General features: G+C 43.6%; 26 protein-coding genes. 13 read left to right on the top strand and 13 right to left on the bottom strand.

What is annotated here, in order from left to right; all coding sequences use genetic code 11:
- Positions 1-181: 181 nt before the first annotated feature.
- Positions 182-928, bottom strand: coding sequence for a MurR/RpiR family transcriptional regulator (locus tag ACESPQ_RS10360; protein WP_065530233.1), 747 nt, complete (start codon positions 926-928; stop codon positions 182-184).
- A 273-nt stretch (positions 929-1,201) separates the two neighbouring features.
- On the opposite strand from ACESPQ_RS10360, the gene ACESPQ_RS10355 reads away from it, so the two are divergent.
- The 8 genes from ACESPQ_RS10355 to ACESPQ_RS10320 are packed head-to-tail and all read left to right on the top strand — an operon-like array spanning position 1,202 to position 7,841.
- Entirely contained in the window at positions 1,202-2,053 is an 852-nt protein-coding gene (locus ACESPQ_RS10355; protein WP_373144335.1) for a class II fructose-bisphosphate aldolase, read from the top strand.
- Positions 2,054-2,056: 3 nt separating this feature from the next.
- Complete coding sequence (locus ACESPQ_RS10350) at positions 2,057-3,061, top strand: zinc-dependent alcohol dehydrogenase family protein (protein ID WP_002606592.1); 1,005 nt, start codon at positions 2,057-2,059, stop codon at positions 3,059-3,061.
- Between the two features lie 15 nt (positions 3,062-3,076).
- Entirely contained in the window at positions 3,077-4,735 is a 1,659-nt protein-coding gene (locus tag ACESPQ_RS10345) for a PTS system mannose/fructose/sorbose family transporter subunit IID (RefSeq protein ID WP_257270852.1), read from the top strand.
- Positions 4,736-4,754: 19 nt separating this feature from the next.
- Positions 4,755-5,201: a PTS sugar transporter subunit IIA gene (locus ACESPQ_RS10340; RefSeq protein WP_002606590.1), complete on the top strand. Its 447-nt coding sequence runs from the start codon at positions 4,755-4,757 to the stop codon at positions 5,199-5,201.
- Positions 5,170-5,643, top strand: a complete 474-nt coding sequence (locus ACESPQ_RS10335) for a PTS system mannose/fructose/N-acetylgalactosamine-transporter subunit IIB (RefSeq protein ID WP_002606589.1) — start codon at positions 5,170-5,172, stop codon at positions 5,641-5,643. The genes ACESPQ_RS10340 and ACESPQ_RS10335 overlap by 32 nt, the downstream gene beginning before the upstream one ends.
- Before the next feature lie 26 nt (positions 5,644-5,669).
- The gene (locus ACESPQ_RS10330) at positions 5,670-6,455 is read left to right on the top strand and encodes an SDR family NAD(P)-dependent oxidoreductase (protein WP_002606588.1); all 786 of its coding nucleotides are present in this window, start codon (positions 5,670-5,672) and stop codon (positions 6,453-6,455) included.
- Between the two features lie 28 nt (positions 6,456-6,483).
- Positions 6,484-7,215, top strand: a complete 732-nt coding sequence (locus ACESPQ_RS10325) for a GntR family transcriptional regulator (protein ID WP_002606587.1) — start codon at positions 6,484-6,486, stop codon at positions 7,213-7,215.
- A gap of 14 nt (positions 7,216-7,229) precedes the next feature.
- Positions 7,230-7,841 carry an AAA family ATPase gene (locus tag ACESPQ_RS10320; RefSeq protein ID WP_373144334.1) on the top strand — a complete coding sequence of 204 codons (612 nt, stop codon included), beginning with the start codon at positions 7,230-7,232 and terminating at the stop codon, positions 7,839-7,841.
- Between the two features lie 528 nt (positions 7,842-8,369).
- On the opposite strand, the gene ACESPQ_RS10315 is transcribed toward ACESPQ_RS10320, so the two are convergent.
- From ACESPQ_RS10315 to ACESPQ_RS10265, 11 genes are all read right to left on the bottom strand, one after another.
- Positions 8,370-8,957 carry a flavodoxin gene (locus tag ACESPQ_RS10315; protein WP_002606585.1) on the bottom strand — a complete coding sequence of 196 codons (588 nt, stop codon included), beginning with the start codon at positions 8,955-8,957 and terminating at the stop codon, positions 8,370-8,372.
- A 359-nt stretch (positions 8,958-9,316) separates the two neighbouring features.
- Positions 9,317-10,087, bottom strand: a complete 771-nt coding sequence (locus tag ACESPQ_RS10310) for a carboxymuconolactone decarboxylase family protein (RefSeq protein ID WP_373144333.1) — start codon at positions 10,085-10,087, stop codon at positions 9,317-9,319.
- 17 nt (positions 10,088-10,104) lie between these two features.
- The gene (locus tag ACESPQ_RS10305; protein WP_002606583.1) at positions 10,105-10,575 is read right to left on the bottom strand and encodes a flavodoxin; all 471 of its coding nucleotides are present in this window, start codon (positions 10,573-10,575) and stop codon (positions 10,105-10,107) included.
- Positions 10,576-10,943: 368 nt separating this feature from the next.
- The gene (locus ACESPQ_RS10300; protein WP_257327448.1) at positions 10,944-11,234 is read right to left on the bottom strand and encodes a transposase; all 291 of its coding nucleotides are present in this window, start codon (positions 11,232-11,234) and stop codon (positions 10,944-10,946) included.
- Positions 11,235-11,365: 131 nt separating this feature from the next.
- Positions 11,366-12,094 carry an ABC transporter ATP-binding protein gene (locus tag ACESPQ_RS10295; RefSeq protein WP_002606543.1) on the bottom strand — a complete coding sequence of 243 codons (729 nt, stop codon included), beginning with the start codon at positions 12,092-12,094 and terminating at the stop codon, positions 11,366-11,368.
- The gene (locus ACESPQ_RS10290; protein ID WP_373144332.1) at positions 12,091-13,638 is read right to left on the bottom strand and encodes a glycine betaine ABC transporter substrate-binding protein; all 1,548 of its coding nucleotides are present in this window, start codon (positions 13,636-13,638) and stop codon (positions 12,091-12,093) included. Before ACESPQ_RS10290 ends, ACESPQ_RS10295 begins: the two co-directional genes overlap by 4 nt.
- Before the next feature lie 54 nt (positions 13,639-13,692).
- Positions 13,693-14,619, bottom strand: a complete 927-nt coding sequence (gene trxB / locus ACESPQ_RS10285) for a thioredoxin-disulfide reductase (RefSeq protein ID WP_242408083.1) — start codon at positions 14,617-14,619, stop codon at positions 13,693-13,695.
- Between the two features lie 16 nt (positions 14,620-14,635).
- A complete protein-coding gene (locus ACESPQ_RS10280; RefSeq protein WP_109770763.1) occupies positions 14,636-14,962 on the bottom strand; it encodes a thioredoxin family protein in 327 nt (108 codons plus the stop codon).
- Between the two features lie 3 nt (positions 14,963-14,965).
- On the bottom strand, positions 14,966-15,403 hold the full coding sequence (locus ACESPQ_RS10275; protein WP_002606539.1) for an RrF2 family transcriptional regulator: 438 nt from the start codon (positions 15,401-15,403) through the stop codon (positions 14,966-14,968).
- 4 nt (positions 15,404-15,407) lie between these two features.
- Positions 15,408-15,830, bottom strand: coding sequence for a rhodanese-like domain-containing protein (locus ACESPQ_RS10270; RefSeq protein ID WP_109770762.1), 423 nt, complete (start codon positions 15,828-15,830; stop codon positions 15,408-15,410).
- Positions 15,831-16,085: 255 nt separating this feature from the next.
- Positions 16,086-17,132, bottom strand: a complete 1,047-nt coding sequence (locus ACESPQ_RS10265; protein WP_109770761.1) for an HNH endonuclease — start codon at positions 17,130-17,132, stop codon at positions 16,086-16,088.
- A 128-nt stretch (positions 17,133-17,260) separates the two neighbouring features.
- On the opposite strand from ACESPQ_RS10265, the gene ACESPQ_RS10260 reads away from it, so the two are divergent.
- From ACESPQ_RS10260 to ACESPQ_RS10250, 3 genes are all read left to right on the top strand, one after another.
- Positions 17,261-17,947: a hypothetical protein gene (locus tag ACESPQ_RS10260; protein ID WP_002606536.1), complete on the top strand. Its 687-nt coding sequence runs from the start codon at positions 17,261-17,263 to the stop codon at positions 17,945-17,947.
- Between the two features lie 256 nt (positions 17,948-18,203).
- On the top strand, positions 18,204-18,770 hold the full coding sequence (locus ACESPQ_RS10255) for a DUF3795 domain-containing protein (protein ID WP_044904353.1): 567 nt from the start codon (positions 18,204-18,206) through the stop codon (positions 18,768-18,770).
- A gap of 68 nt (positions 18,771-18,838) precedes the next feature.
- Positions 18,839-19,456 carry a manganese efflux pump gene (locus tag ACESPQ_RS10250; RefSeq protein WP_008816193.1) on the top strand — a complete coding sequence of 206 codons (618 nt, stop codon included), beginning with the start codon at positions 18,839-18,841 and terminating at the stop codon, positions 19,454-19,456.
- Between the two features lie 448 nt (positions 19,457-19,904).
- Here ACESPQ_RS10250 and ACESPQ_RS10245 read toward each other — a convergent pair whose 3' ends face one another.
- Positions 19,905-20,831: an Rpn family recombination-promoting nuclease/putative transposase gene (locus ACESPQ_RS10245; RefSeq protein WP_257327450.1), complete on the bottom strand. Its 927-nt coding sequence runs from the start codon at positions 20,829-20,831 to the stop codon at positions 19,905-19,907.
- Between the two features lie 349 nt (positions 20,832-21,180).
- Here ACESPQ_RS10245 and ACESPQ_RS10240 point away from each other — a divergent pair, with 349 nt between their 5' ends.
- Positions 21,181-22,122 (top strand): alpha/beta hydrolase, encoded by a 942-nt coding sequence (locus ACESPQ_RS10240; RefSeq protein ID WP_373144331.1) that lies wholly within the window; start codon positions 21,181-21,183, stop codon positions 22,120-22,122.
- Between the two features lie 102 nt (positions 22,123-22,224).
- Positions 22,225-23,802 (top strand): 2,3-bisphosphoglycerate-independent phosphoglycerate mutase, encoded by a 1,578-nt coding sequence (gene gpmI, locus ACESPQ_RS10235; protein ID WP_257327452.1) that lies wholly within the window; start codon positions 22,225-22,227, stop codon positions 23,800-23,802.
- The last annotated feature ends 217 nt before the right edge of the window (positions 23,803-24,019 follow it).

Genomic DNA, 24,019 nt, shown 5'->3' with positions numbered 1-24,019 from the left:
AGAACGAGCGGACAGACAATCATCATCACATCTTTGATTTTGAAGATAATAGTACAATAAAGGTAATATACAAAGAGTTAAATTCTTAAAACATCGTATGCAATTCAGAAAACTACATCAGTGTTCCGGCAGGAGTATCATCGAATGACGGGAACCTATTCCAAAACGTAATCACAAGGACTTACTGTCCGATGTATTCAATGATTGTTCTGGTAATGATCAGCAGCGGTATCCTTGAATACACCGTCATTCCACTGACCTTCATGATCTGCTCGGAATGTCCGTAAATCGCAATGTCGGAAAATTTCTCCAGCTCACAGGGAGATTTACAGCAGCAGGTAATCACCTTGGCACCCTTCATTCTTGCAGCTCTGGCGCTTCTTGCCAGCTCCGGCGTGGAATTTCGCAGGGATAGAATAAAGGCAATATCGTCCTTTGTGACAATCCGTTCGGTATTCTCCATCCATTTCACATCCTTAACGATGATGGCATTGTAGCCCAGCAGCTGCAGGTACATTTGAAATTCCTCTGCGATCAATGCCGTAAAGCCTCTGGCAAAGATGAATATACGCTTTGCCTGCTTGATGTATTCAATTGTTTTCAGCATGGCAACCGGACTGATATTATCAATCGTTTTTGTACTTTCCCGATATGATTTTGCGAGGATATTATTTACTCCATAGCTGGATTCGTGATGCTCCTTCATCTGCTCCTGCTGAGAAATCGCATAGCGCAGCTGAGAAATCCCCTGATAACCGCATTTCTGAATCGCTCTGGATACCGTTGATTGTGATGTGAAGGTTTTCTCTGCAATATTGGTGATGCTCATATAGGGAATCTTTTCTTCATTCTGGTTTAAAAACTGAATGACCCCCTTCTCCGCTTCTGACAGCTTTTCATATATACCTTTATCAATTTGTATAAACATATGCTTACCTCCCTGTGTGTTTTCTCTATCATTGTACCATGAATGGCCATTCATGAATTTTACTATTTATCACAATTTCAGAATGTGTTTTCAGTGTGAAAGCGCTGTATTTTTTATGTAATCAAGTATAATGTGCTTGTAAATCAAAACGTACGTATATTTTGATATTATGATATTCGTATATTTCAGAAAGTTAACGCTGAGATGTACAGGATTACCACAAAAGGAGGATCCAGATTCTCCATTGCATACAGGTTATTAAAGGAGGAAATTATGTATACAACATTAAAGGAAGTGCTGAAGGAGGCAGAGTCGCTGCATATGGCGATTGGGGCGTTCAATACGCATAACCTGGAGATGCTGCCTGCTATCATCAAAGCAGCGGTTCATCAGAAAACACCGGTTATTATTCAGACAAGCTGCGGAACCGCGAATTATGTCGGTCACAAAAATCTTGTCGCAGTCTGCCGCTCTATGGCAGAGGAATACGGAGTCAATGTCGTTCTTCACCTGGATCATGCTAAGGATTATGATGAGATTCGCAAGGCGATTGACGCAGGCTACAGCTCTGTTATGTTTGACGGGTCTTCCCTTCCCTTAAAGGAAAACATTCTGGGGACAAAGCGGGTTGTCGATTACGCCAGAATCCATCATGTAAGTGTGGAGGCAGAGCTTGGGACTGTCGGAGGAACGGAGGACGGTATCGCCGTGAGCCAGGAGGATGCCTGTTACACGGATCCTGAGGATGCTGTCGAGTTTGTGAAGCAGACGGGAATTGATGCTCTGGCAGTGGCAATCGGGACGAACCACGGCCAGTACAAATCAAAAACGAATATAAATTATGAACGCCTGAGGGAGCTGCAGAAGGCAGTTGATATCCCTCTGGTCATTCATGGAGGAACCGGTGTTAAGGAAGATGATGTAAAACGTGTCATTGATCTGGGCATCCGCAAGTTCAATGTTGGAACCGAGCTGCTGGTCGGCTGGAATCGTAAATCCAGAGAATGTTATGAAGAACATCGTGAGAATATATCCAATCGTGATAATGTCGTACCATGTCTGGATACTATTACGGAAATCGTAGAGCGAAAAATTCATTTGTTTAAAAATATGGATGGTGAATAGCATATGAAAGCAGGATTCTATATTGGCGACTATGGATATGAAGTACGTGATATTCCAGATCGTAAGCCGGAAGCGGATGAAGTGAAAATTCGCGTTGCCTGGTGCGGACTGTGCGGAACCGATATTCATAAGTTTCAGGGGAAAAACGGCGCAAGTGTTGTCATACCACCCATTATTTTGGGACATGAGTGTTCCGGTATCGTTACAGAGGTAGGGCCTGAGTGCAAATACTTTAAGGTTGGGGATCGTGTTGCCTGTGATCCCAGCTGGGGATGCGGAAAATGTATCTGGTGCCAGCAGGGACTGCCAAACTTCTGTCTGGAGCGTCATGGCGTAGCCAAGGGCTTTGCGGAATATGTTTATCCGCCGGAAAAGAATGTATATCATATAGCGGATACACTGGATCTGGAGGCTGCGGCCTTTACGGAGCCGTTATCCTGTGCGGTCCACGGTATGGATCTGATCGGGATACAAAGCGGTAAAACGGTTGCCATGTATGGTATGGGGGCCATCGGTTCCCTGATGCTGCAGCTTATTCGATTAACAGGTGCTGCCAAAATCATTGTGATTGAGCGGGAAGAGGAAAAACGCAGACTCGCTCTCGAGCTGGGCGCAACCATGGCCATCAGCGATCAGGAAATCGAGGAAGTCGCTAAGCAGGAAAACATTGATTATGTCATTGAATGCATCGGCTTAAAATCCACCATGGAACAGGCAATTCGCATTGCGGGGAAATATGCGAAGGTACTGCTTTTCGGTCTCGGTGACCCAGAGCAGCCAATCAGCTTCAATCAGTTTGAGGCTTATACAAAAGAACTCAGTATTTATATGTCATTTCTGAATCCGTTATGCAGCGAGCGTGCCGTGCACCTGCTGGAAAGCGGACAGATCAATACAAAGAAAATAATAAGTGCAAAGCTTACCTTGGAGGAAATGGGAGAGGAACTAAAGACCCTGCGTTATGCAAGAAAAGGGAAGGTCTTGGTTTCCGTAAGCGGCGAGCACTAACAGGAGGAAATAGTTATGGTGTTATCAGCAATCTTAGTTGCATTATTAGCTACACTGGGGCAGTGGTGGTTCTTCGGCCCTGTCACGAAATGTCTTGTTTATCCATTGACCACAGGTACGCTGGTTGGTCTGTTCATGGGGGACCCGATGACCGGTATGCTGGCGGGGGCCAACATTCAGTTGATTTATCTGGGATGGATTTCCGCAGGTGGAACCATGCCGAGCAATACCATCGTCGCAGGTATCTTCGGTACGGCGATGACGATTTTATCCGGCGCCAATCCGACGATGGCCGTAACCTTTGCGATTCCGTTCAGTATGTTTGGACTGTTGCTGAATCAGGTATATATGACAGTCAACGCCGCATGGATTCATCAGGCGGATAAGCTGCTGGAAAAGGGCAATCTGCGCGGTGTGCGTTTTATGAACTTCGTGCCTTCCTTCTGTATGGCACTTGTCCTGTATGGAATTCCTGCCTTCCTTCTGGTTGTATCCGGTAGCGGCTGGGCAAGCGATCTGATCAATGCCGTTCCGGAAAGTGTCATCAGTGCACTCCAGGTTGTCGGCGGTATCATGCCGGCCTTGGGTATTGCAATGCTGTTGAGCTATCTTGGTAAGAAAAAGCTAATTCCGTGGTTCTTCGGCGGCTTCTTCCTGACCGTATATTCCGGTCTGGGACTTACTGCAATCTCCATTTTCTCTGCAATCATTGCACTTGTTATGTATCTGAACAGCAATACTGCACAGAAGCAGACGGAAACGAAGAAGGTAAAACGTCTCTCGTTAAATAAAAAAACAGAAACAATCGAGGTTTCACAGCCGGCTGAACAGGCTGCAGCAGCTGAACTGCCGGAGTATACAAAAAAGCTTTCCAAGAAAACACTTGTTAAAACATGGTTATGGACAACGAGTACCGAGGCCTGCTACAACTATGAGCGTTTACAGGCTCTGGGTGCTGCCAACCTAATGCTGACACCGATTCGTGAGCTGTATGACACGAACGAAGAACGTGTAAAAGAACTGAAAAAATATATGGTATTCTACAATTCTGAAGTATTCACCGTAGGACCGATCATCAACGGTATCGCCTGTTCCATGGAGGAGGCACATGCGAATGGTGAAAACGTTACAGAGAAGGATATCAATGCTGTACGTACCGGTCTGATGGGGCCGGTTGCCGGTATCGGTGATACGGTCATGCAGGGAATCCTGTTCCCGATTCTGTTTGGTATCGGGTGCTCCATGGCGCTGGATGGAAGCTATTTAGGACCGATCCTGTCCTTTGCAATCTTTGAAATTTTAATCTTCGGCTGCGGATACTTCATGTTTATGACCGGATATAAGCAGGGAAAAACATCACTGCTGAAAATTCTTAAAAACGGTACGATTGACCGTATCATCAACTCCTTCAGTATTGTAGGTCTGATGGTTGTCGGATCCATGGCCGCAACCAGAGTCACGGTAAATACTCCGCTCGCAATCAAGGTAGGGGAAGGAACAACCACAATTCAGAGTGTACTGGATTCTCTTGCTCCGGGTCTGATTCCGCTGGGAATCACATTGCTTGTATGGTGGATGCTGAAGAAGAAAATCAATACTGTATGGATCATTATCGCAATCTTTCTGGTAGGTATCGCAGGCTATTACAGCGGTATTCTGGGTTATGTAGGATAGAAGGCGAAAGAGGACAGCTATGGTAAATATCATTTTGATCAGTCACGGCGCATTCTGTGAAGGTCTGCTTGCCAGCCTGCAGATGATTGCAGGCGGAGATTACGGAGTGAGGGCGGTGCCTCTCATTCCGGGTGAGTCTCCGGAAGCCTATCGTGAAAAGCTTGAAACTGTCATGAGGGAAGCCGATGACGGCAGCGGTTCAGGAACCATCGTTTTGTCTGATATTGCAGGTGGTACACCTTTCCAGAGTGCCGCATATCTTTCAAAGGATTTCAAACTCGGGCTTGTTTCCGGTATGAATATGCCGATGCTGCTGACGCTTGCATTGGAGCGCAGCGAAGAAACAACGCTGGAGGAGCTTGCGGATAAAGCAGGCATATCGAGTACAGTTGGCGTAAAGACAACGGTATTCAAGAAAGGAGAGAAAAAACAACGTGCAAAACTTAGTATTAACAAGAATCGATGACCGTCTGATTCACGGACAGGTGATGACTGCCTGGATCAAGAACAGAAAAGCGGATCAGGTGGTAATCGTGGATGACGGAACAGCGAATGATGAGTATATGATCGAGGTGCTGGAGATGGCAATACCGGAAGAAATCGCAATAGGAATCTTCACCAAGGAAGAAGGTGTGCAGTTCTTTGAGCAGGGACTGGACGCACCGACGATTCTGCTGGTCAAGGGGCCGGAAGCATTAAACTATCTGGTAGATCACGGCATTACCATTGAGGAAGTGGATGTCGGAGGCATGGGTGCCCGAGCTGATCGAAGTGTGCTGTATAAGAATATCTCAACAAGTCCTGAGGAAAATAAGGCGTTCTCTGAATTATTGGAGAAGAATGTAAATGTCTTCATACAGGTGATGCCGCAGGATAAACCGGTAAGTGTTAAGGAATATCTGAAGTAGAAAATAGAGAGTGATGGTGGATAGATATGAATCATGAAGGTATGGAAGGAAGCGTAATCGTAATTACGGGAGGCGGCAGTGGTATGGGCGCTGCCATGGCGAAGGATTTTGCGGAAAGAGGTGCCGGTATCGCAATCCTTGATCTGGATGAAGCAAGAGGATCGGCTGTTGCGGACAGTATCACGGACGCAAATGGAAAAGCAGTTTATAAAAAAGTTGATGTTACAGACAAGCAGGTGGTTCTGACTGCTGCCGATGAAGTAGAGCAGGAGCTGGGAGCTATCACATCCTGGATCAATTCCGCCGGTGTAAGCAAAATGGTACCGTTTCTGAAAAGCAGTGAGGAACTGTGGGATTTGACAATCAATGTCAACCTGAAGGCTACCTTCCTGTGCTGTCAGGTTGCGATTGAAAAAATGCTGAAGCATGGTGGGGGAACCATATTGAACATGTCCTCCCTGTCCGGTAAGAAGGCAAGCGCATGGCAGACCGTATACTGTGCAAGCAAGTTTGGTGTGCAGGGACTGACACAGTCCATTGCAAAGGAATTTGCGGATCGCAATATACGTGTAAATTCCATATGTCCGGGAATTGTATACACGGAAATGTGGGAAAAGCTGAAATATGAATATGCACAGAAGAAGAGCATTGATCCGGAAGAGGTCATGCCGTATTTCAAAAAGAATATCCCGATGCATCGTCTGGTTGATCTTCAGGACGTTATCAATGCGGCAGTATTTCTGCTGACAGATAATTCCGCTTATCTGACAGGGCAGTCCATCAATCTGACAGGCGGAGAATGGATGGATTAAAAAGGCAGTAGAATGAGGAGGGATCATCATGGGTGCATTGGATTTCAGTGGAAGACAACAGCTGTATTATCAGCTGTATAATCTTCTGTTTCAGGACATCATCAGCGGTAAATATCCTGTAGGCTGCATCATACCGGCGGAGAGCGAGCTGATGAATACCTATCATGTATCTCGGGCAACCGCACGGAAAGCGATGGAGATGCTTGCCAATGACGGGCTTGTCAGTAAGAAGCGCGGGTACGGAACCTTTGTCATATCGGCACAGCCCAATACATCACCACAGCGCGTAGTCCGCTATACAAGGAAAAACAGAGTGGATCAAGTTATCGCCGTAAAACGAATGATCAATCAAAAAGTAATGAAAGCGCCCAAGGATATCGCGGAGTGTCTTCAGCTATCTGATGATTGTGATATCATTCGCATAAAGCGTGTACGCTATGCGGGGGAGGAGCCGTTCTATCTGGAAATCAATTATTTCGAGCAGTCCTTTGTACCGGAAGTCATGGAGCATGATTTTTCGAAAGAATCTCTGCGTGTCTTTCTTTCCAATGCCTATCAGATTCAATGGTCCTTTGCCAAGCAGAAAATCTATTCCATTCTGGCAGACAAAGAAATGGCAGAGCTGCTGCACATTGCTGTCGGCAGTCCGCTGCTTTATATACGCCGCATATCCTTTGATAAGGATAATCATCCAAGGGAATGTGTCTGTACCTATTATCGTGCAGATACCTACCATCTGGAGATTGAGCTTGCCATATAACAGGAGGTTCGTTCATGAAGCAGACACTGATTTTGCTTGCCGGCTATCCCGGTACGGGTAAAAGCTATCTGGCAGAGCTGTTAATGAAGCAGTTTGCCGGTTTTGAAATTTTATCACCGGATGAGATCAAGGAAGAGTTCTGGGATGCCTACGGTTTCCGCAATGAACAGGAAAAGGAAGAGCTGATTCAGAAAAGCTGGGTAGAATACTATCATAGAATGGAGTGGAAATTCACACGGGGAATCAGTCTTCTCAGCGATTATCCGTTCAGCTATAAGCAGCATGATCAGCTGCAGGAGGTCTGTGATAAGCATCATGTACAGATTATTACGATTCGCATGATTGCCGATCTGGATGTTCTATTTGAAAGGCAGAAAAAACGGGATTTGGACACCTCCCGTCACCTCGGGCATATCCTAAAGAAATATCATAAGGGTATCTGTCTGAAATGTCATGAGGAAGCGGACAATCTGCTGGATTATGATGAATTCATACAGCGCTGTACCTGCCGGGGATATGGAACCTTTGCACTGGGTACGACCCTGCAGCTGGATGTGACAGATTTTGCGACAGCTCCATATGATGAGCTGATGATAAGAATAAACGAGCTTTTGGAATTTCAATAACATTTTCATCGTCAAAATAAAAAAACATTGGTCTAAAGTAAGGCGGAGACTACTTCGCAGAAATGCTCAAACTCTTATGAAGAGGACTATTTCATGCGTACCTCGATGCGCCTTCAAGCATACAAAGGGCTCAGAACATTAGATTCTTATCAAATAAGCGCTGCTTGTATTTTAAAGAAGCACCTGATTTAATTGGACTTTTTAAACAGACAAAAATGCCGTCATCCCCATATGGAATGGCGGCATTAACACGATCTTCTATTACTTATCCTATAATATTATCTTTGTCCTTATGTCTGCAAGACTGCATGATACAAGAATGATGTAAGACCTTCTATCACCACATCTGTGCCTGTCAGATAAGTATTCTTTAATGTTAATGTAGTATCCTCCCTTGATATAAGGCTCAGCCCTTATAATTAAGCATATTATTTAATTCTTCTATATAAAGCGGATATGAAATATACTATAACTCAAACTGCATATATATAATTCCCACTTTTTAAACTGAACCTGAATATAAGATTTTTATCCTATACTTTCCAGCCAGGCTTTAACATCTTCTTCTGTAGGATTATCGAATCTTTTGCCTGCAACAATATTCAAGTTTGAATACATAGTTTGCAAATCTGAAATACTGCTTTCTATACCACTGCCTCCGGATGTACAGAAGGTATATATTTTTGAGTTACTAATATCGTATTTATCTAAAACTGTTTGAATAATTCTCGGATTTGTTCCCCACCATACAGGATATCCAAGATAAATCACATCATACTCTGTTATAGCACTCAAATCATTCTTAATGGAAGGCCTTGAAGCATCATCCTTCATTTCACGATTAGCTCTACAATTATCGTTATTATAATTAAGGTCATCTTCAGTATACTTTTTATCTGGGATAATTTCATAGATATCCGCTTTAGCTTCATCAGCAATCAATTCTGCTACAGCTTTCGTATTACCTGTTGCTGAAAAATATACAACCGCTATTTTGAGATCATTCTCCTGCGCTGTGTTTTTCTCAGATGCTGGTATACCTGTTGTATTATGACTACATGCAACAAGTACTGTTAAACATATAATGTATATAATTGTAGTCAAAATTCTTTTCATATTTGACACCTTCCTTTTCTCATTGAACAATACCCCCTGTTCCGGGTTGTGACCGATTGCGCCTGCAATCGGATGTGGCTATTTGATACTTGTATTTCATACATACCAGCGATAGCTGAAATGCTAAGCTGCTTAAATACAAGTGATGAAAGCATATGCTTCTGATAATACTTTACAAGGTACAGATTTGAAGTACGGATAGGAGACAATCAAACACAAGGCTTTGATATGCAATCCTCATGGAAACATATTTAAAGTGCTGTCTTTTCAAGTGCAAACATAATAAAAGCTCTTACAGCTGCAAATAATAGCTGTTCCAAGTCCGAGCCGCAGTATTTGTTGTTAGTGATACTTTGTGCCTAATATTCAAATTGCAAATATTGCTCATCCGTAACAGGTTCACACCATTCATTTGATACTTCAATTCCCGGTACTTCTATCGCCAGATGAGAGAACCATTCATTTGATGCTGCTCCATGCCAATGTTTTACTCCTTCCAGAATACTGATGCAATCACCTGCTTTCATTTCTATTACACTTTTTCCTTCTTCCTGATAAAACCCGCGTCCTGCAACACAGATTAAAATCTGTCCACCACCGCTCTTCGCATGATGGATGTGCCAGTTGTTGCGACAACCCGGTTCAAATGTCACATTGTAAATTGCCACTTGGGAAGTTGAAACAGGTGCAAGAAAGCTTCTTCCTGAAAAATACTTTGCAAAATCATCGTTTGGATCTCCGATTGGAAATATCATGTCTTTTGCATGTGCCCGCATTGCTGCATCTTCATAAGGTAAATCACCTTCATTCACATTCCATACTTCTTTTGCCAAAGTAAATACAGCCCATCCCTTCGGCCATCCTGCATAAAATGCAACATGTGTGATAATGGCAGCAATTTCCTTCTGCGTAACACCATGCCTTTTTGCATTTTGTAAATGAAATTTTAATGATGTATCTGTAATACCGGATGCCATAAGAGCGACAACGGTTATAATACTTCTGGTTTTCACATCGATATCATGATTGCTCCAGTTTTCTCCAAAAAGCACATCGTCATTAAAATGGGCAAATTGTGGTGCAAATTCTTCTAATGCGTTTCTTCCTGCTGTTTGTATTATCTTCTTCATGTTATATCTCTCCATTTTTATAATGTTTCTACCCATTTAATTATTTGCTGTCTGGTTGTGTAGTTAAATATCCTTCCTTCTTCTATAACACTGTTTGGTACAGAAGGCTGCAATTCTCTCATCGTATTTCCAAATCCACTTCCACCGGAGGTAGCAAATAAAATTATTTTTTTATCTGAGAAATTATATTTTTCCAAGAATGTATGTACGATTGTCGGTGCAACATACCACCAGATGGGAAATCCTAATATTATCTCATGATAGGTATTCATGTCTATATCTATATCAAGTAATTCAGGTCTGTATGTCTTATCACTCATTTCTATACTGCTTCTGGATTTTTTATCCATCCAGTTAAGGTCACGTTCTGTGTATGGTGTCTTTGGAGTAATCTCAATTAAGTCTGCTTTCGCACAATTGGCAATCATTTCTGCGACTTTTTTTGTTGTTCCGCCTGCACTGAAATATGCCACTAGTCTTTTTTTCATACTATCATCCTCCTCAGCGTAAAAAAATAAATGCATAAGCTTAACTTACACATTTATTCTATAATTTATTACTATATCATGTCCAATACCTATACTGCATATATATGCATGCCTAAAAGGCATTCATTTCCTTTATCACCTTATGTTCAGGCTGTGAGTAGGAGATATTTCATCTCCATGCAATTACAGTACCTGCAATAATCTCAGGATATATTTCTTTGTACTAGAATATCTTCCTTAGCAAAGCCCTCAACACTAGCTGCCATCACATGAGCGCTTGTACCAAGATTGCTGTGAACTACCGCCAGCTAAAGAGCAGGCGGCTTCCAATGAATGCCTGCACATTCATCAAAACGTTTTGTTCGTGTTCAAATACACGTAACTGGTACGTTCACGGTACCTCTACTCCATCGCTCTCGCTTTGGCATACATGGATATACTTTTCGTATGATATTGCTTGCTCCATTGATATCGGCATTCATTAGAATGCCGTTTTTACTTCTGTACAATCCTCGCTTGATTCTTTTCCCTGTGAAGGTATGCGTTACATCATTTCCATAGACTGGTATTTGATCCTCGTCAATGGAACTAGCCTTCGATTGTATTGCTTCTTCACAGATTACGACTCTGATCCCTGCCGCTTCTCCTTTGTATACCACTGAGGTGGGGTATTCTGCCTGCTTGTTAGATAAAAAAAGGAGAGTATGTATGCTGTTTTAATTCAGGCATCATCTCTCCGTTTTCATTATGATATGTATAAGGTATTTGATACAGTTCCATATACCTAGGTTTACTCATTCAGGTAGGATAACAGCTGTCGGACAAATTCTGTCTGCGGCTGTTTTTTCACTATATCCGGTGTATCGAACTGTTCAATATTGCCATCCTTCATAATCATGACGCGTGTTCCAAGACGAAGTGCTTCACGAATATCATGTGTGATGAAGAAAATTGTGATGTGCAATTCATGGTAAATCCTGAGAATTTCATCCTGAAGGGAGTGGCGGGTGATTTCATCCACGGCACCGAACGGCTCATCCATTAACAGAATTTTCGGATGAGAAGCAAGTGCACGGGCAATACCGACACGCTGCTTCTGCCCTCCGCTCAGCTCGTCGGGATAACGGTTCAGCAGCTGCTCCTCCAGCTTCATGATATCCATCATTTCCTTCACACGTTTCTGAATCAAAGAGGAATCCTGTTTCGTCAGGGACAGTACATAACCGATGTTTTCCTCAATCGTCATATGCGGAAACAGACCGATGCTTTGGATGACATAGCCGATATTACGGCGCAGCTCATTCTGATCCACCTTGCGAATATCCTTATTCTGCACATGGATTTCACCTTGATCCGGAATCAGAAGGCCGTTGATCAGCTTCAGAACAGTTGTTTTACCGCTTCCGCTTCCACCGATAACACTGATAAACTCTCCGTCCTGAATATCCATACAGAAATCCTTCAGGACAGTATGCTCTCCATAGGAGTGGAAGATATGCTCCATTCTTATGCTGCTCATTTTGTCACCTCCAGAAGCTGCTTCTTCACAAGGAAATCTCTTGCGACATCTGTCTCGTTTCTGCCATTGGTTTCAACATCATTGTTCATCTCCGCCATTTCTTTTTCACTGATCTGTCCATTTAACAGCTCCAGAACACTGCGCAGCTGGGGATATGCGGCAAGTGTCTCCTCGCGGACTACAGTTCCTGCATAATATTTTTCAAAATAATTGCTTTCATCCTGCAGTACAACGATAGCGGGATCACTGATTCTTCCATCCGTTGTGAAAACCAGAATGGCATCCACCTCCCCCTTCAACAGGGCATCATATTTCAGACCGATATCCAGGTCCACACTCTTTTTGAAATGAAAATCATTTGCTTTTACCATAGCATCATATCCGTCATCACGTTCATAATAGTCATATTCTGCGCCAAAGGACATCCGGCTGGATACGCTGGCCAAATCAGCATAGGTCTTTAAGTGATAGCGCTGTGCTGTTTCTTTTGTGACCGCGATACCATAGGTGTTATTGAAGCCGTATAAGCCTGTCCATTCCAGATGATACTGCTGCTTATATTCCCTGATAAGCTCCTTGTACAGGATATCGTGCTCAGGTATTTCTTTTTTCTTTAACACAAAGCTCCATGAGGTGCCGGTATATTCCGGATACATGTCAAAATCACCCTTAACCATTGCCGGATGAATATTGCTCGTACCTCCGCCGACTCCCTTGGTTATTTCAACGGAAAGGTCTGTACGGTCTTCGATCAGCTGCTTCAACATTTCTCCGATAATAAATTCCTCTGTCATTGGTTTTGTGGCGATATGCATGGTATCCTTTTTGGAAGGAATCGCAAGCATGGTTGTGCATCCCGCAAGCAGAATACAGAGAAGCACTACGGCCACAGTGCGCTTCTGTTTTCTGGAATGCTTCCGTTTTGTGAAAAAGGATTCCAGAATATTCATCAGAATATCAAAGAGAAAGGCAAGTACGGCAACTGCCAGACTTCCTGCCAGCGTCATCGTTAAATTATTGGTTGTGATACCGCGGTAAATGGCAACACCCAGACCGCCTGCTCCGATAAAGGAAGCAATACCCGCCAGGGCAATCGTCATCACCACCATGTTTTTAAATCCGGATAAAATAACCGGCATGGCAAGCGGGAGCTTAATGCGCCAGAGAATCTGTGAAGCAGTACTTCCCATACCGCGGGCAGCCTCCAGAATATCATCTTCCACACCTGTGATACCGGTATAGGTAGCGCGAATAATAGGAAGCAGTGCATAGATGCTTAATGCGATGATGGCGCTCGTATTACCGATCCCGGTTACCGGAATCAGAAAGCCAAGCATGGAAATGGAAGGAATCGTATACAGAAAGCTGATGACTCCAAGTGTCAGAGAAGAAGCCTTTCGTTTCTCCGCAATGAGAATACCGACACTGACACCTACTATGGTGGCAAAGACAATAGCGATTGCGGATATCTGTAAATGCTCATAAATAAGCGGCAACAGAAAATCCCAACGCTGTGTAATAAAAGTAAACAATTCCTGTATCATACGCTTTCCTCCCCGAATGCCGTCACATCCTGCTATGTTTGTTTTATTGTAACTTTATTGCGGTAATCCTGCAAGGAATTCGTCTACAAACTTAGAAGCGACAGCTCCATCACTCACTGCAGTGACGATCTGACGCAGAGGCTTATCACGAACATCTCCGATGGCGAATACACCGGGAATACTGGTCCGTGTTGTTTCGTCCGCTACGATATAGCCTGCCTTGTTCACTTCCAGCTGTCCCTGAAAGACTGCGGTATCCGGGATGCGTCCGATAGCGACAAACAGCCCCTGTGCAGCTATGACCTGTGTTTCCTTTGTTTTTAAGTTTTCAATAACGGCTCCACTGACCTTGTTATCTGCGAGAATTTCTTTTACACGGCTGTTCCAGACAAAGCGGATGGTGCTGTTTTCCAGCTGACCTGCATACACCTTGCTTGCTCTGAGCTCCTCGCGACGATGAATCAGGGTAACGCTTTTGCATATCTTTTCCAGATATAGGGCGTCCGCAATGGCACTGTTTCCACCACCGACGATAATGACGTCCTTTCCTTTGTACATCATGCCGTCACAGGCTGCACAGTAAGCGACACCGCGCCCTCGCAGGCTGGATTCGTTTGGCAGACCAAGCTCTCTTGGATAGGCTCCGGTGGCGATGATTACCGTCTTTGCTTCAATATCACCTTCGTCCGTATGCAAAAGCTTTGGCTGTGCTGTTAAATCCGCACCTTCAACGCCGGCATAAGCGGTTTTGGCGCCAAAGCGTTCTGCCTGCTGCTGCATCTTTTCTCCAAGATCAAAGCCGTCGATTCCTTCCTCAAAGCCTGGATAATTCTCTACGATTCCAGTGGTTGCCATCTGGCCTCCCGCTGATAGCTTTTCCAGCACGAGAACCGATAACGCGCTTCTCGCACAGTACAAAGCTGCACTATAGCCAGCAGGACCGCCACCGATAATCACCACATCATACAGTTGCTTGTTCATAAGAACACCTCACCTTCTATTCGATTCCTGCAGCTTTTTGTTCCTTCATCCATGTGATTACCTGCGCTTTTGCCTGTGGTGCAATCAAAAGAGTGGATGGCTTTTTATCATGGAATACCATCAGGCTTGGAATTGTTTCCACACCATAGCGCTCAGTAAGCTCTTCATTATCATCAATGTTCACCTGTACCAGTGTCAGGTCTGGATACTCTCCTGCAATCTGTTTCAAAACCGGTGCCAGGCGCTTGCAGTATCCGCACCACGGAGCCCAGAATTCCACAACGGTTCCTTCTTTTTCAATCAGTTCATAAAAATTCTCATTGTTTGCTGTTATGAGTGCCATACTTCATTCCTCCTTATTTTTATGGTTTTCAATAGCAATCAGCTGTTGGCTGATATCTTCAATTGTAATTTGAGAAAGGTATTGCATACACACCGCATTCAGGGAAGCCTCCAGCGTGTCTACAACAGTACCCATACCGGTAGCTACCATACAATAGGTATTCAGTGCACCGCTTCTCCAGCCGGATTTCGTCAATGGCTGCTGTAACGCCTGTGCAAGATCGGACAGCTTGATCGTGGATGCATCACCTTGCAGCTCATAGCCGCCGCTGTTACCCTCTCTTGTTTCCAGCAATCCGGCTTTTTTCAGCTTGGCCATCACCTTGCGAATGCGCGCCGGATTTGTACAGATACTTTTCGCCAGCTCCTCACTGGAAACCTTTGTATTGCGATGCCTTAGATAGGCAAGTGCATGCAGTGCAATAATAAACTCGCTATTCATAGGCTTATTCGCTTACCGTATCATACGGCCAGTCATTGATACCACCAAAATCATACACATTCTTATAACCCATCTGTACCAGCTTGTCGCTTGCCTGTTTACTGCGGACTCCCGTTCGGCAATGTACAAGCAAAACAGCATCCGTATCCGTAAGCTTGTCCTTCGCTTCCTCCTCAATCGTTTCATTCGGTACAAGGACGGCATCCGGTATATGTTTTTCCTTATACTCCTGCTGTGTTCTTACATCAACGATCGTGACCTTTCCGGCATCCATCATTTCTTTTGCTTTCTTCGCGTCAATTTTGTGATAGGCATTGCTGTTTTCCTGTACAGCTTCCTTATTCTCCTCCGTCGGCATATCCTTTGCGCAGCCCTGCAGTATGACCATGATACAGGCAAATACGGTAAACAAAGCTATTTTTTTCATACAATACCTCCTTTTACTGTAATTATAAAAGTTACAGTTAGAATAGTCAATCATCCTGCCCTAGATTTTCGAACATCTTTTTTATCTTAAGCTGCCACGTATTGTAACCTGCCATATAAAAAGGAAGCAGTGAGCTTCCTTCATGGTATGATTCCTAGGATCTGCAGGTATCATTTCTTCGACAATTTCACATACTATTTTATGTTCTGTTAATATTTACTTTATATTTTATCTCTATAATAAGGAATGGATATCTTACCTGTTCCTGCGAAAAATAAATTCCCGATGATATGCCATAAACTTCATCCGGTTTTCGCTCAGATAGCATTCTGCAAGCCTGTAGTTCTTACGAAGACTGTAGGCACTGTCCAGATTATCTTTTTCCAGCAGCTCTTCACTGAAGATGATATAGCCATTTTCATCAAATGTAAAATAGCCCTGATCAAAGAGATAATCATGATTGCGGCATAAGAGCAAACCATTGTCGTGGTCGATTGCCTCATAAATATGCGCACAGTCACGAAACGGCTTGATGTGTGATGCAATCAGCATATGTGGTATATTGATACTGCAGATTGGACAGCTATGGTCAAACTCATGAAATAGCGTATCCTTATAAAATACCTGCAGCGCCTTGGTTTCATCCCGGTCATGGGGGATCCCTTTTCTTGGAATGATGCCATGTATGATATTCTTATATTTATAATCGATCATACTGTAGCTGGTATTCTTATAGTCAATACGCATATCCTCGTGAGCAACGATACTGGAGGTGTACAGCGCAGTCAGTGTGATGGATACCAGCGGTACTTTTTCATCACTGTATTCCTGCAGGATATCCGATATTCCCTTCAGCAGCCGCGGATGGAAGCGCAGCTTTTCCTCCACGACCTCAAACAGAGTTGTCTGCAGCATGAGCTGAAGGCTTTCTCTGTCGACATATTCCAGGACAAGCTGTTTATCACGAAACGGATTTGTCCGCATCTGTTCATGATAGTATCTGAAAATTAAAGGATCCTTGATAAAGCTTTCAAATATAGACAGAGCCTCCACACCGGAATTCTGATTGCTTTTGGCATAGATTGTTGCCGCAGGCGTTAAATCAATTCCACGCGGCGTTGTCTTCAGCATTTTCTTTTCATTCAGAAAGCCGATCAAATCCCGAATTTCACTGAGCTTCATGGCATAATACTCGCCTGCAATCTCCTCATATACACGCAACGGGGCATCATGTAAGCTAACACCCTGCAGCTCGATGGCATCCAGGATGCTCAAAATTTTCTTAAATAGCATTTTTCTCATGTCTTCACCACTTCCTAACTCTATTATACACATATTTTTTAAAAAAATTTTCTAACTGGTCAAATTGTGATAGTATTCGACAAATCAAAACATTTACAATGTAAGCAATAAAAGGAGAGTGTTAAAGAATGAAAGGTCCAGGAATTAAAGATTACTTGGAAGTTATTGAAAACATGAAGGTGACTGCACAAAAAGAAGGCAAGGCATTTATAGAAGTAAACTCCAAGGAGCTGCATGCGAACGTGAGCCCAAACCATGCAACGATGCCAACCTGCTGCCAGGCAATCTACAAGCTGATGCTGGAAGGTGATGAGATTCTCAGAAGACCAAAGGGAAATACCGGCTTTGGTTCTCATCTGACGGTACGCTTTTATGTAGAGCAGCTGGAGGAAAGAGAGCGTATGTTCCCAAATAAGAAACGCGGAAGACCGGCAAAGAGTGAAGAAGAAAAGCTGGCCGCAAGAAAAGCAAAAATGAAGAGAAATACAGAGGATTTATGCAATCTTATCAAATCCTGGCTGGGTGAGCATGGCTGGGAATACATCGAAAATAAGGATTTCATTGAAGCACACAACGAGAGCCAGCGCTGGGTGATCAATGTACAGGGGATCAAACGGGGAAGAAAACAGACACTGCCGGTGAAGCTGAGCGAGGTTTTAAAGCATATTGAGGATACAAATACACATTACAGTATTGCATTTAACGACTCTGTTTCCTATCGCAGGCAGTGGAATGAAATTCCGAAAGCAGTAAAAAACAGTCTGAATATGAGTGTGATTCTGGCTGATAAGAAAGGTAATATTACAGAGCTGTAATCTTCTGCCGGCATGCATACGCTATCCGGCATACATGCTTCGACACAGCACCTGATATATAGAACAGGAGGATTGAGCAATTTCGACATGGCTCGCTTCCTGTTTTTTTTCGTAATCGCCAGCTGTATAATCTAACCGCCTCCTGCCTGCAAGCCGGCTCTGATATACACATGCCGATAAAAGTCATGACTTTCTGAAATAGAGATGGTAGAATGAAGACAGAGAAGCAGATTTGTATCAAAACGGAGGTGTGTGCATGAAGGGGTTTGAAAGAGAGGATCAGCTGTTTTCACTATGTGGCTTGAACTGCGGACTTTGCAGTATGCATCTGGGCGGGTATTGTCCCGGGTGCGGGGGAGGTGCCGGAAATCAGGCGTGTGCGATTGCACGGTGTGCTATGCAGAAGGAGGATACACCGCTGTATTGCTCTGCATGCTCTGAATTTCCTTGTGAGCGGTATGCAGAACCGGATGCGTATGATTCCTTTATCACGCACCGCAACCGCATGCAGGATTTCATGCGCATGCATACGATAGGTGCCGCTGCATATCACAAGGAACAGCTGGAAAAAATTGAGATTCTAAAGGAACTTTTATCAGATTATAATGATGGCAGAAGGAAAACGCTGTTTACACTTGCTGTAAATCTGCTGGAGCTGAAGGAGCTGAGAGGTGTCATGCAACGTTTATCAGAAGTAAAAACGGATACGTACACAAGAAAGGAAAAAGCGGAGCTTGCTGCGTCTCTGCTGCAGGAGGCCGCTGCTAAAATACCTGTTGAATTAAAGCTTCGAAAGAAACCGAAACAGAAATCCGTCGGATAAGGCTCCGTAAAACGTTCGTCACATAAATTTTCAGATACAATATGATAGTAAAGAGGAGTCTGATAAGCATGTGGAATGCCTTTTTACTTGTCATTGCCCTGAGTCTGGACAGCTTTCTGGCCTCTCTTGCCTATGGTGGCGAGCATATACGCATACCCTGGAAATCAGCGGTTCTGATTTCCTTGATCGGTGTGCTGTTTCTGTCATTTTCCCTGTATACAGCAGCATTTATACAGCAGTTCATACCGCCGTATATCTGCCGCATGATATCCTTCACGATTTTCTTTATGATTGGTCTTAGCTCCCTGTTTCAGGGAACCATCAAGTCGTTTCTTGGCACCTATAAACGGAAAAAGCTGAGCTTTGAATACAGTGGAATATCGTTTGTTCTGGACATTTATCTGGATGAAACCAAGGCGGATGCGGATAACAGCAAGCTGCTTTCCCTGAAGGAGGCACTGTATCTGGCTGTGGCTCTGTCGATTGATTCACTGGCGAGCGGCTTTGCGCTGGGTATCAGCATTGTGCAGCCTCTGCCGGTGCTGGTCATCAGCTTCTGCGTCGGTATACTGGCAATTCTGGGGGGATCCTTTCTGGGCAGCAGAGTGCTATCGCTGAAAGAATGCAGGCTGTCCTGGGTCAGTGGAGTTCTGTTTCTGATCCTGGCATTTTCAAGAATACTCTGAATACATATCTGCTTTGGATATGTATTTTTTGGTTCATACTGTTTTATAAGGATTACTTCTGTATCTGGCTTACACCAGCTTCCATTTCTATTGCATGTACGATAGGTTTTCGTGTCGGGCACCTACTGGAAAGCCAGCCTTTAAGCAATGGAATTGTTGATTATTAACTCCTGTATACCAATATAGGCTGATGAATTAAGAAATAGGCTGTCCTCCCTGCAGTCCTGTAAAAGACCTGTGCTGCTTCAGGGATTGGGATGCCGAATGGCGCTGCTGTTTTCTTCATACGCGATATACGTGTATAGCTCAGGATAATGAGCAGATTGAGGTGAAGCGGACTGGCTCAACTGTATGAACAGGGCTTTATATGTTTGAGAGTGAAAAAGAACAAAAAACTGTTTTATCAGAAGCGCTCATAAAACAGTTTTCTTAGTTGGGATGGTATGTATTACTTCATTATCGTAACCTGATTCTTCAGCTCCTGAAAAGAATTACAGACCAGTATCAAGCTGGATACGGCTTCCATCTGTTCATCATTCAAAGAGAGCAGCCAGTCTGAGCAATCCTCATGATATTTACTTTTTAACAGCTTGAGTAACAGCGATATCCTACCTTTCTGTATACCAATCTTCTCCCCTTCAATTTTTCCTTCTTCAAAGCTGTCCTCCAAGCCATAGCGGTAACGTGCCTCTCCCATTTGAATCGCCATTGCGGTTGACCACAGCTCATCATCCTTCTGCATTTCCTCGTACTTATCCATGAATACCTTCACCAGCCTTTCCTTTGACTTCAGTATATCATTTTTTCCATTGTTTTCAAACAGATACACCAGCTGTTCAAAGTCATTCAGCCTCTGTATTTCCTTCTCCCTTACGATGTCATTGATTGCCGGCATATGAATATAGGTGCGAAGGATGAGTGGGTAGTAGCTTTCCTTCTCTCCCTGCTCATTGCGCATCTGATACTGATTGATCAGATTTCTGTTGTTCCATGCATACTCGTCAATGAAAATAATCTGATATACCGGCTTTAAATCCCTGTACTCCTTACCACTGTTGAGCTGATTGTTCAATGCTCTGGCACCGTAAAATTCAAAGCGCATCATTTCCGCTAATCCCTTGTAGGTGGTCTGCATCTCGATATTGAAATGGCGGTTTTGTTCATCCTTCACATGGACATCCAGAATGATACGCTTCTTTCCGATGATGCCCGGATCCAGATTGGGATTGAGCACGGTGCTTTCCTTTACCCTGATTCCGGTAACACGTTCAATAATGGTGTTGCGGGCGTACACAGAGCCTTCATCCTCACGGGAAAGGGTGTACTTAAAGAATAAATCGTTACTGTAGTTTAGCTGATTCATTACATTTGACATATTAATGTCCTCCATTCTGTAAGGGTTCCTTACACCCCTATATACGTATGGAAGATACTGAATTCCTAAATAATCCACTATTTGTTTATATTTATCGAAATTTTTTATGTGTCAAAAGAAAAAATAAATTCGCAAAGAGCTTTTTCATTCAATATGAGAATCTTCTGTATGATATATTCGAGCCATGCAATAAAGCTGTTCACTCCATTCTGTATCACATCATAAGTTTTTTTCAGCTTTATGGTGTTTCATAACGATTCATATTCAATTCATTCTTCATTTGCTTGCATTTCAGATAATGTCTGCTATAATAACAAAGTTTGATTATAAAAGTAAATGGAGTGATGATATGAAAAAGAGAACAAAGGTAATAATCGGAATTGGTATCAGTCTGCTGATTCTGGTATTGGGCGGTCTTGGATTTGCCGGTAATTATTTCTATACACTGGCGATTGACGCACATAGTGATAAAAGCGTTGTATTCGGAAATGAAGAGGAGGATCCCAAAGCAGCGCAGGCATCGAAGGATTCCTATAATGAAATGATGGCGCGTGATACAAAGGATGTCTGGATGAAAAATAAAGACGGCTATAGGCTGCATGCTTATGAAATCAATCAAACCGGAAATAAATGGGTCATTGTTGTTCACGGCTACATCAGCGAAGCAAAAAACATGGCAGAGGTCGCAAACCATTTTGCGGAACAGCGATATCGTGTACTGGTGCCTGATCTTCGCTCACACGGACAAAGTGAAGGCGATTCCATAGGAATGGGTGCATGGGACAGCGAGGATATTGTTGAATGGTCGAAGTATATTCTGAAGCAGGACAGCTCAGCCAGTATCGCCCTGTATGGAGTATCTATGGGAGCCAGCACGGTCATGATGGCGAGTGGAAATGAACAGCTTCCCAAAGCTGTAAAGGTCGCAGTGGAAGACTGCGGCTATACAAGTGCCTGGGATGAATTTAGCTTCCAGCTGGATGATTTGTTCGGACTGCCGTCTTTTCCCGCACTGGATGCCGCAAATCTTGTGACAAAGCTTCGTGCGGGCTATGATTTAAAGGATGCGGATGCGCTAGCCGCAGTAAAAAGGAAAAAGGTCCCCATGCTGTTCATCCATGGAGATGCGGATGATTTCGTTCCAACAGATATGGTGTACCCTCTCTATAAGGCAGCTGCCGGTGAAAAAGAGCTTATGATTGTTAAGGGAGCCGGACATGGAAAGAGTAGAGAGGCCGATCCGCTGGCCTATTGGGAAAAGGTGGATACCTTCCTTGAAAAATACATATAGAGGCATAAGATTATTTCATGCAAACGGCTGAAATTGATATAAAAGGATTCCTAAAACCAGCAAAAAGTGTTATATTATTAGGGAATACAGGAGGTATTGAAAATGAGTAAAAGACCAGTAGTATTAGTGGTTATGGACGGTGTGGGAATCAGTGATTCCGAATTTGGAAATGCCGTAAAAAAAGCGTATAAACCAACATTAGACAACCTGTGGGAAAACAGCCCGCATACAGAAATCAAGGCACATGGTCTTGCAGTTGGACTTCCTACGGATGATGATATGGGGAACAGCGAGGTAGGACACAATGCACTTGGCTGCGGACAGATTTATTCTCAGGGAGCGAAACTGGTAAATGAAAATATCGAAACAGGTGAAATCTTTAAAACAGAAACCTGGAGCGGACTTGTAAATAACTGTAAGGATGGAAAGATGCATTTCCTCGGATTGCTTTCTGATGGAAACGTGCACTCTCACATCAACCATCTGAAGGCTTTGATTAAAAAGGCTAAGGAAGATGGTGTTAAGGAAGTGCGTGTTCATGCATTGCTGGATGGACGTGATGTTCCGGAAACAAGTGCATTAACCTATGTAGATGATATAGAAGCTTACATGTCTGAGCTGAACGATGACAGCTTCCATGCCTGCATTGCAAGCGGTGGCGGCCGTATGACCATTACCATGGACCGTTACGAAGCAAACTGGGCAATGGTTGAGCAGGGATGGCATGTGCATGTGCTTGGCGAAGGTAGAGAATTTGCGTCTGCGAGGGAAGCAATCGAAACCTATCGTGCAGAATCCGGTGTAGTTGACCAGGATCTGCCTGGATTCGTTATTGCGAAGGATGGAAAGCCGGTTGGTACGATTGAGGATGGAGACAGTGTCATTCTGTTCAACTTCCGTGGTGACCGTGCACAGGAAATCTCTCTGGCGTTTGACGGAGATGACAGCTTTGACAAGTTTGACCGTGTCAGAATGCCGAAGGTGATGTTTGCCGGAATGCTGCAGTATGATGCTGACCTGAACATCCCTCATAATTTCCTGACATACCCTCCAAAAATTAAATATACATTGACGGAAGAGCTGTGCAAGCATGGTATCCGTGAATATGCAATCAGTGAAACGCAGAAATTCGGACATGTTACGTATTTCTGGAATGGTAACCGTTCCGAAAAGCTGGATGAAAAGCTGGAAGACTATGTGGAAATCAAATCCGATGTAATTCCGTTTGAACAGCGTCCTTGGATGAAATCTGCAGAAATTACAGATGTTCTGTGTGCGGCAATCGAATCCGGAAACTATGATTTCCTGCGTACGAACTATCCAAACGGTGATATGGTTGGACATACAGGAAACTTTGAAGCTACTGTGATCGGTGTGGAGTCAGTGGATTTGCAGCTGGCCCGTGTAAAGAAGGCTGTGGATGCAGTTAACGGTATTCTGATCGTAACCGCTGATCATGGAAACGCCGATGAAATGTATGAAAAGAAGAAAAAGGAAGATGCTCCTGTAAAGGCAAAGACATCTCACACATTAAACAAGGTTCCGTTCATCATTTACGGTGCTGATGTAGAGCTGAAGCAGGATGAGCAGCTTGGATTATCCAATGTGGCAGCTACCGTAGCAGACCTGCTGGAAGTAGCACCGAATGAACACTGGAATGAAAGTATTATCAAAAAATAATTGTATTGTATAACATCTGCCTAGGTATATATAATATAAAAGCCAGTCCCTTAGTTAATAAGAGGATTGGCTTTTTTGCGTAATGTTGTACAGATGAAACAGCTGCCGTGTACTGCTATTTGCGTATATAATTTCTGAAATATCCAAAGAAGACGTTTATAAACATGCTTACAAAGGTACGGTATATCTGCTATAAGCATCTTCCTGTACATTTCAA

The sequence above is a fragment of the Clostridium sp. HGF2 genome (assembly GCF_964240115.1).
Taxonomy (GTDB): Bacteria; Bacillota_I; Bacilli_A; order Erysipelotrichales; family Erysipelotrichaceae; genus Clostridium_AQ; species Clostridium_AQ innocuum.
This window is presented reverse-complemented; position numbering and strand designations above follow the sequence as displayed.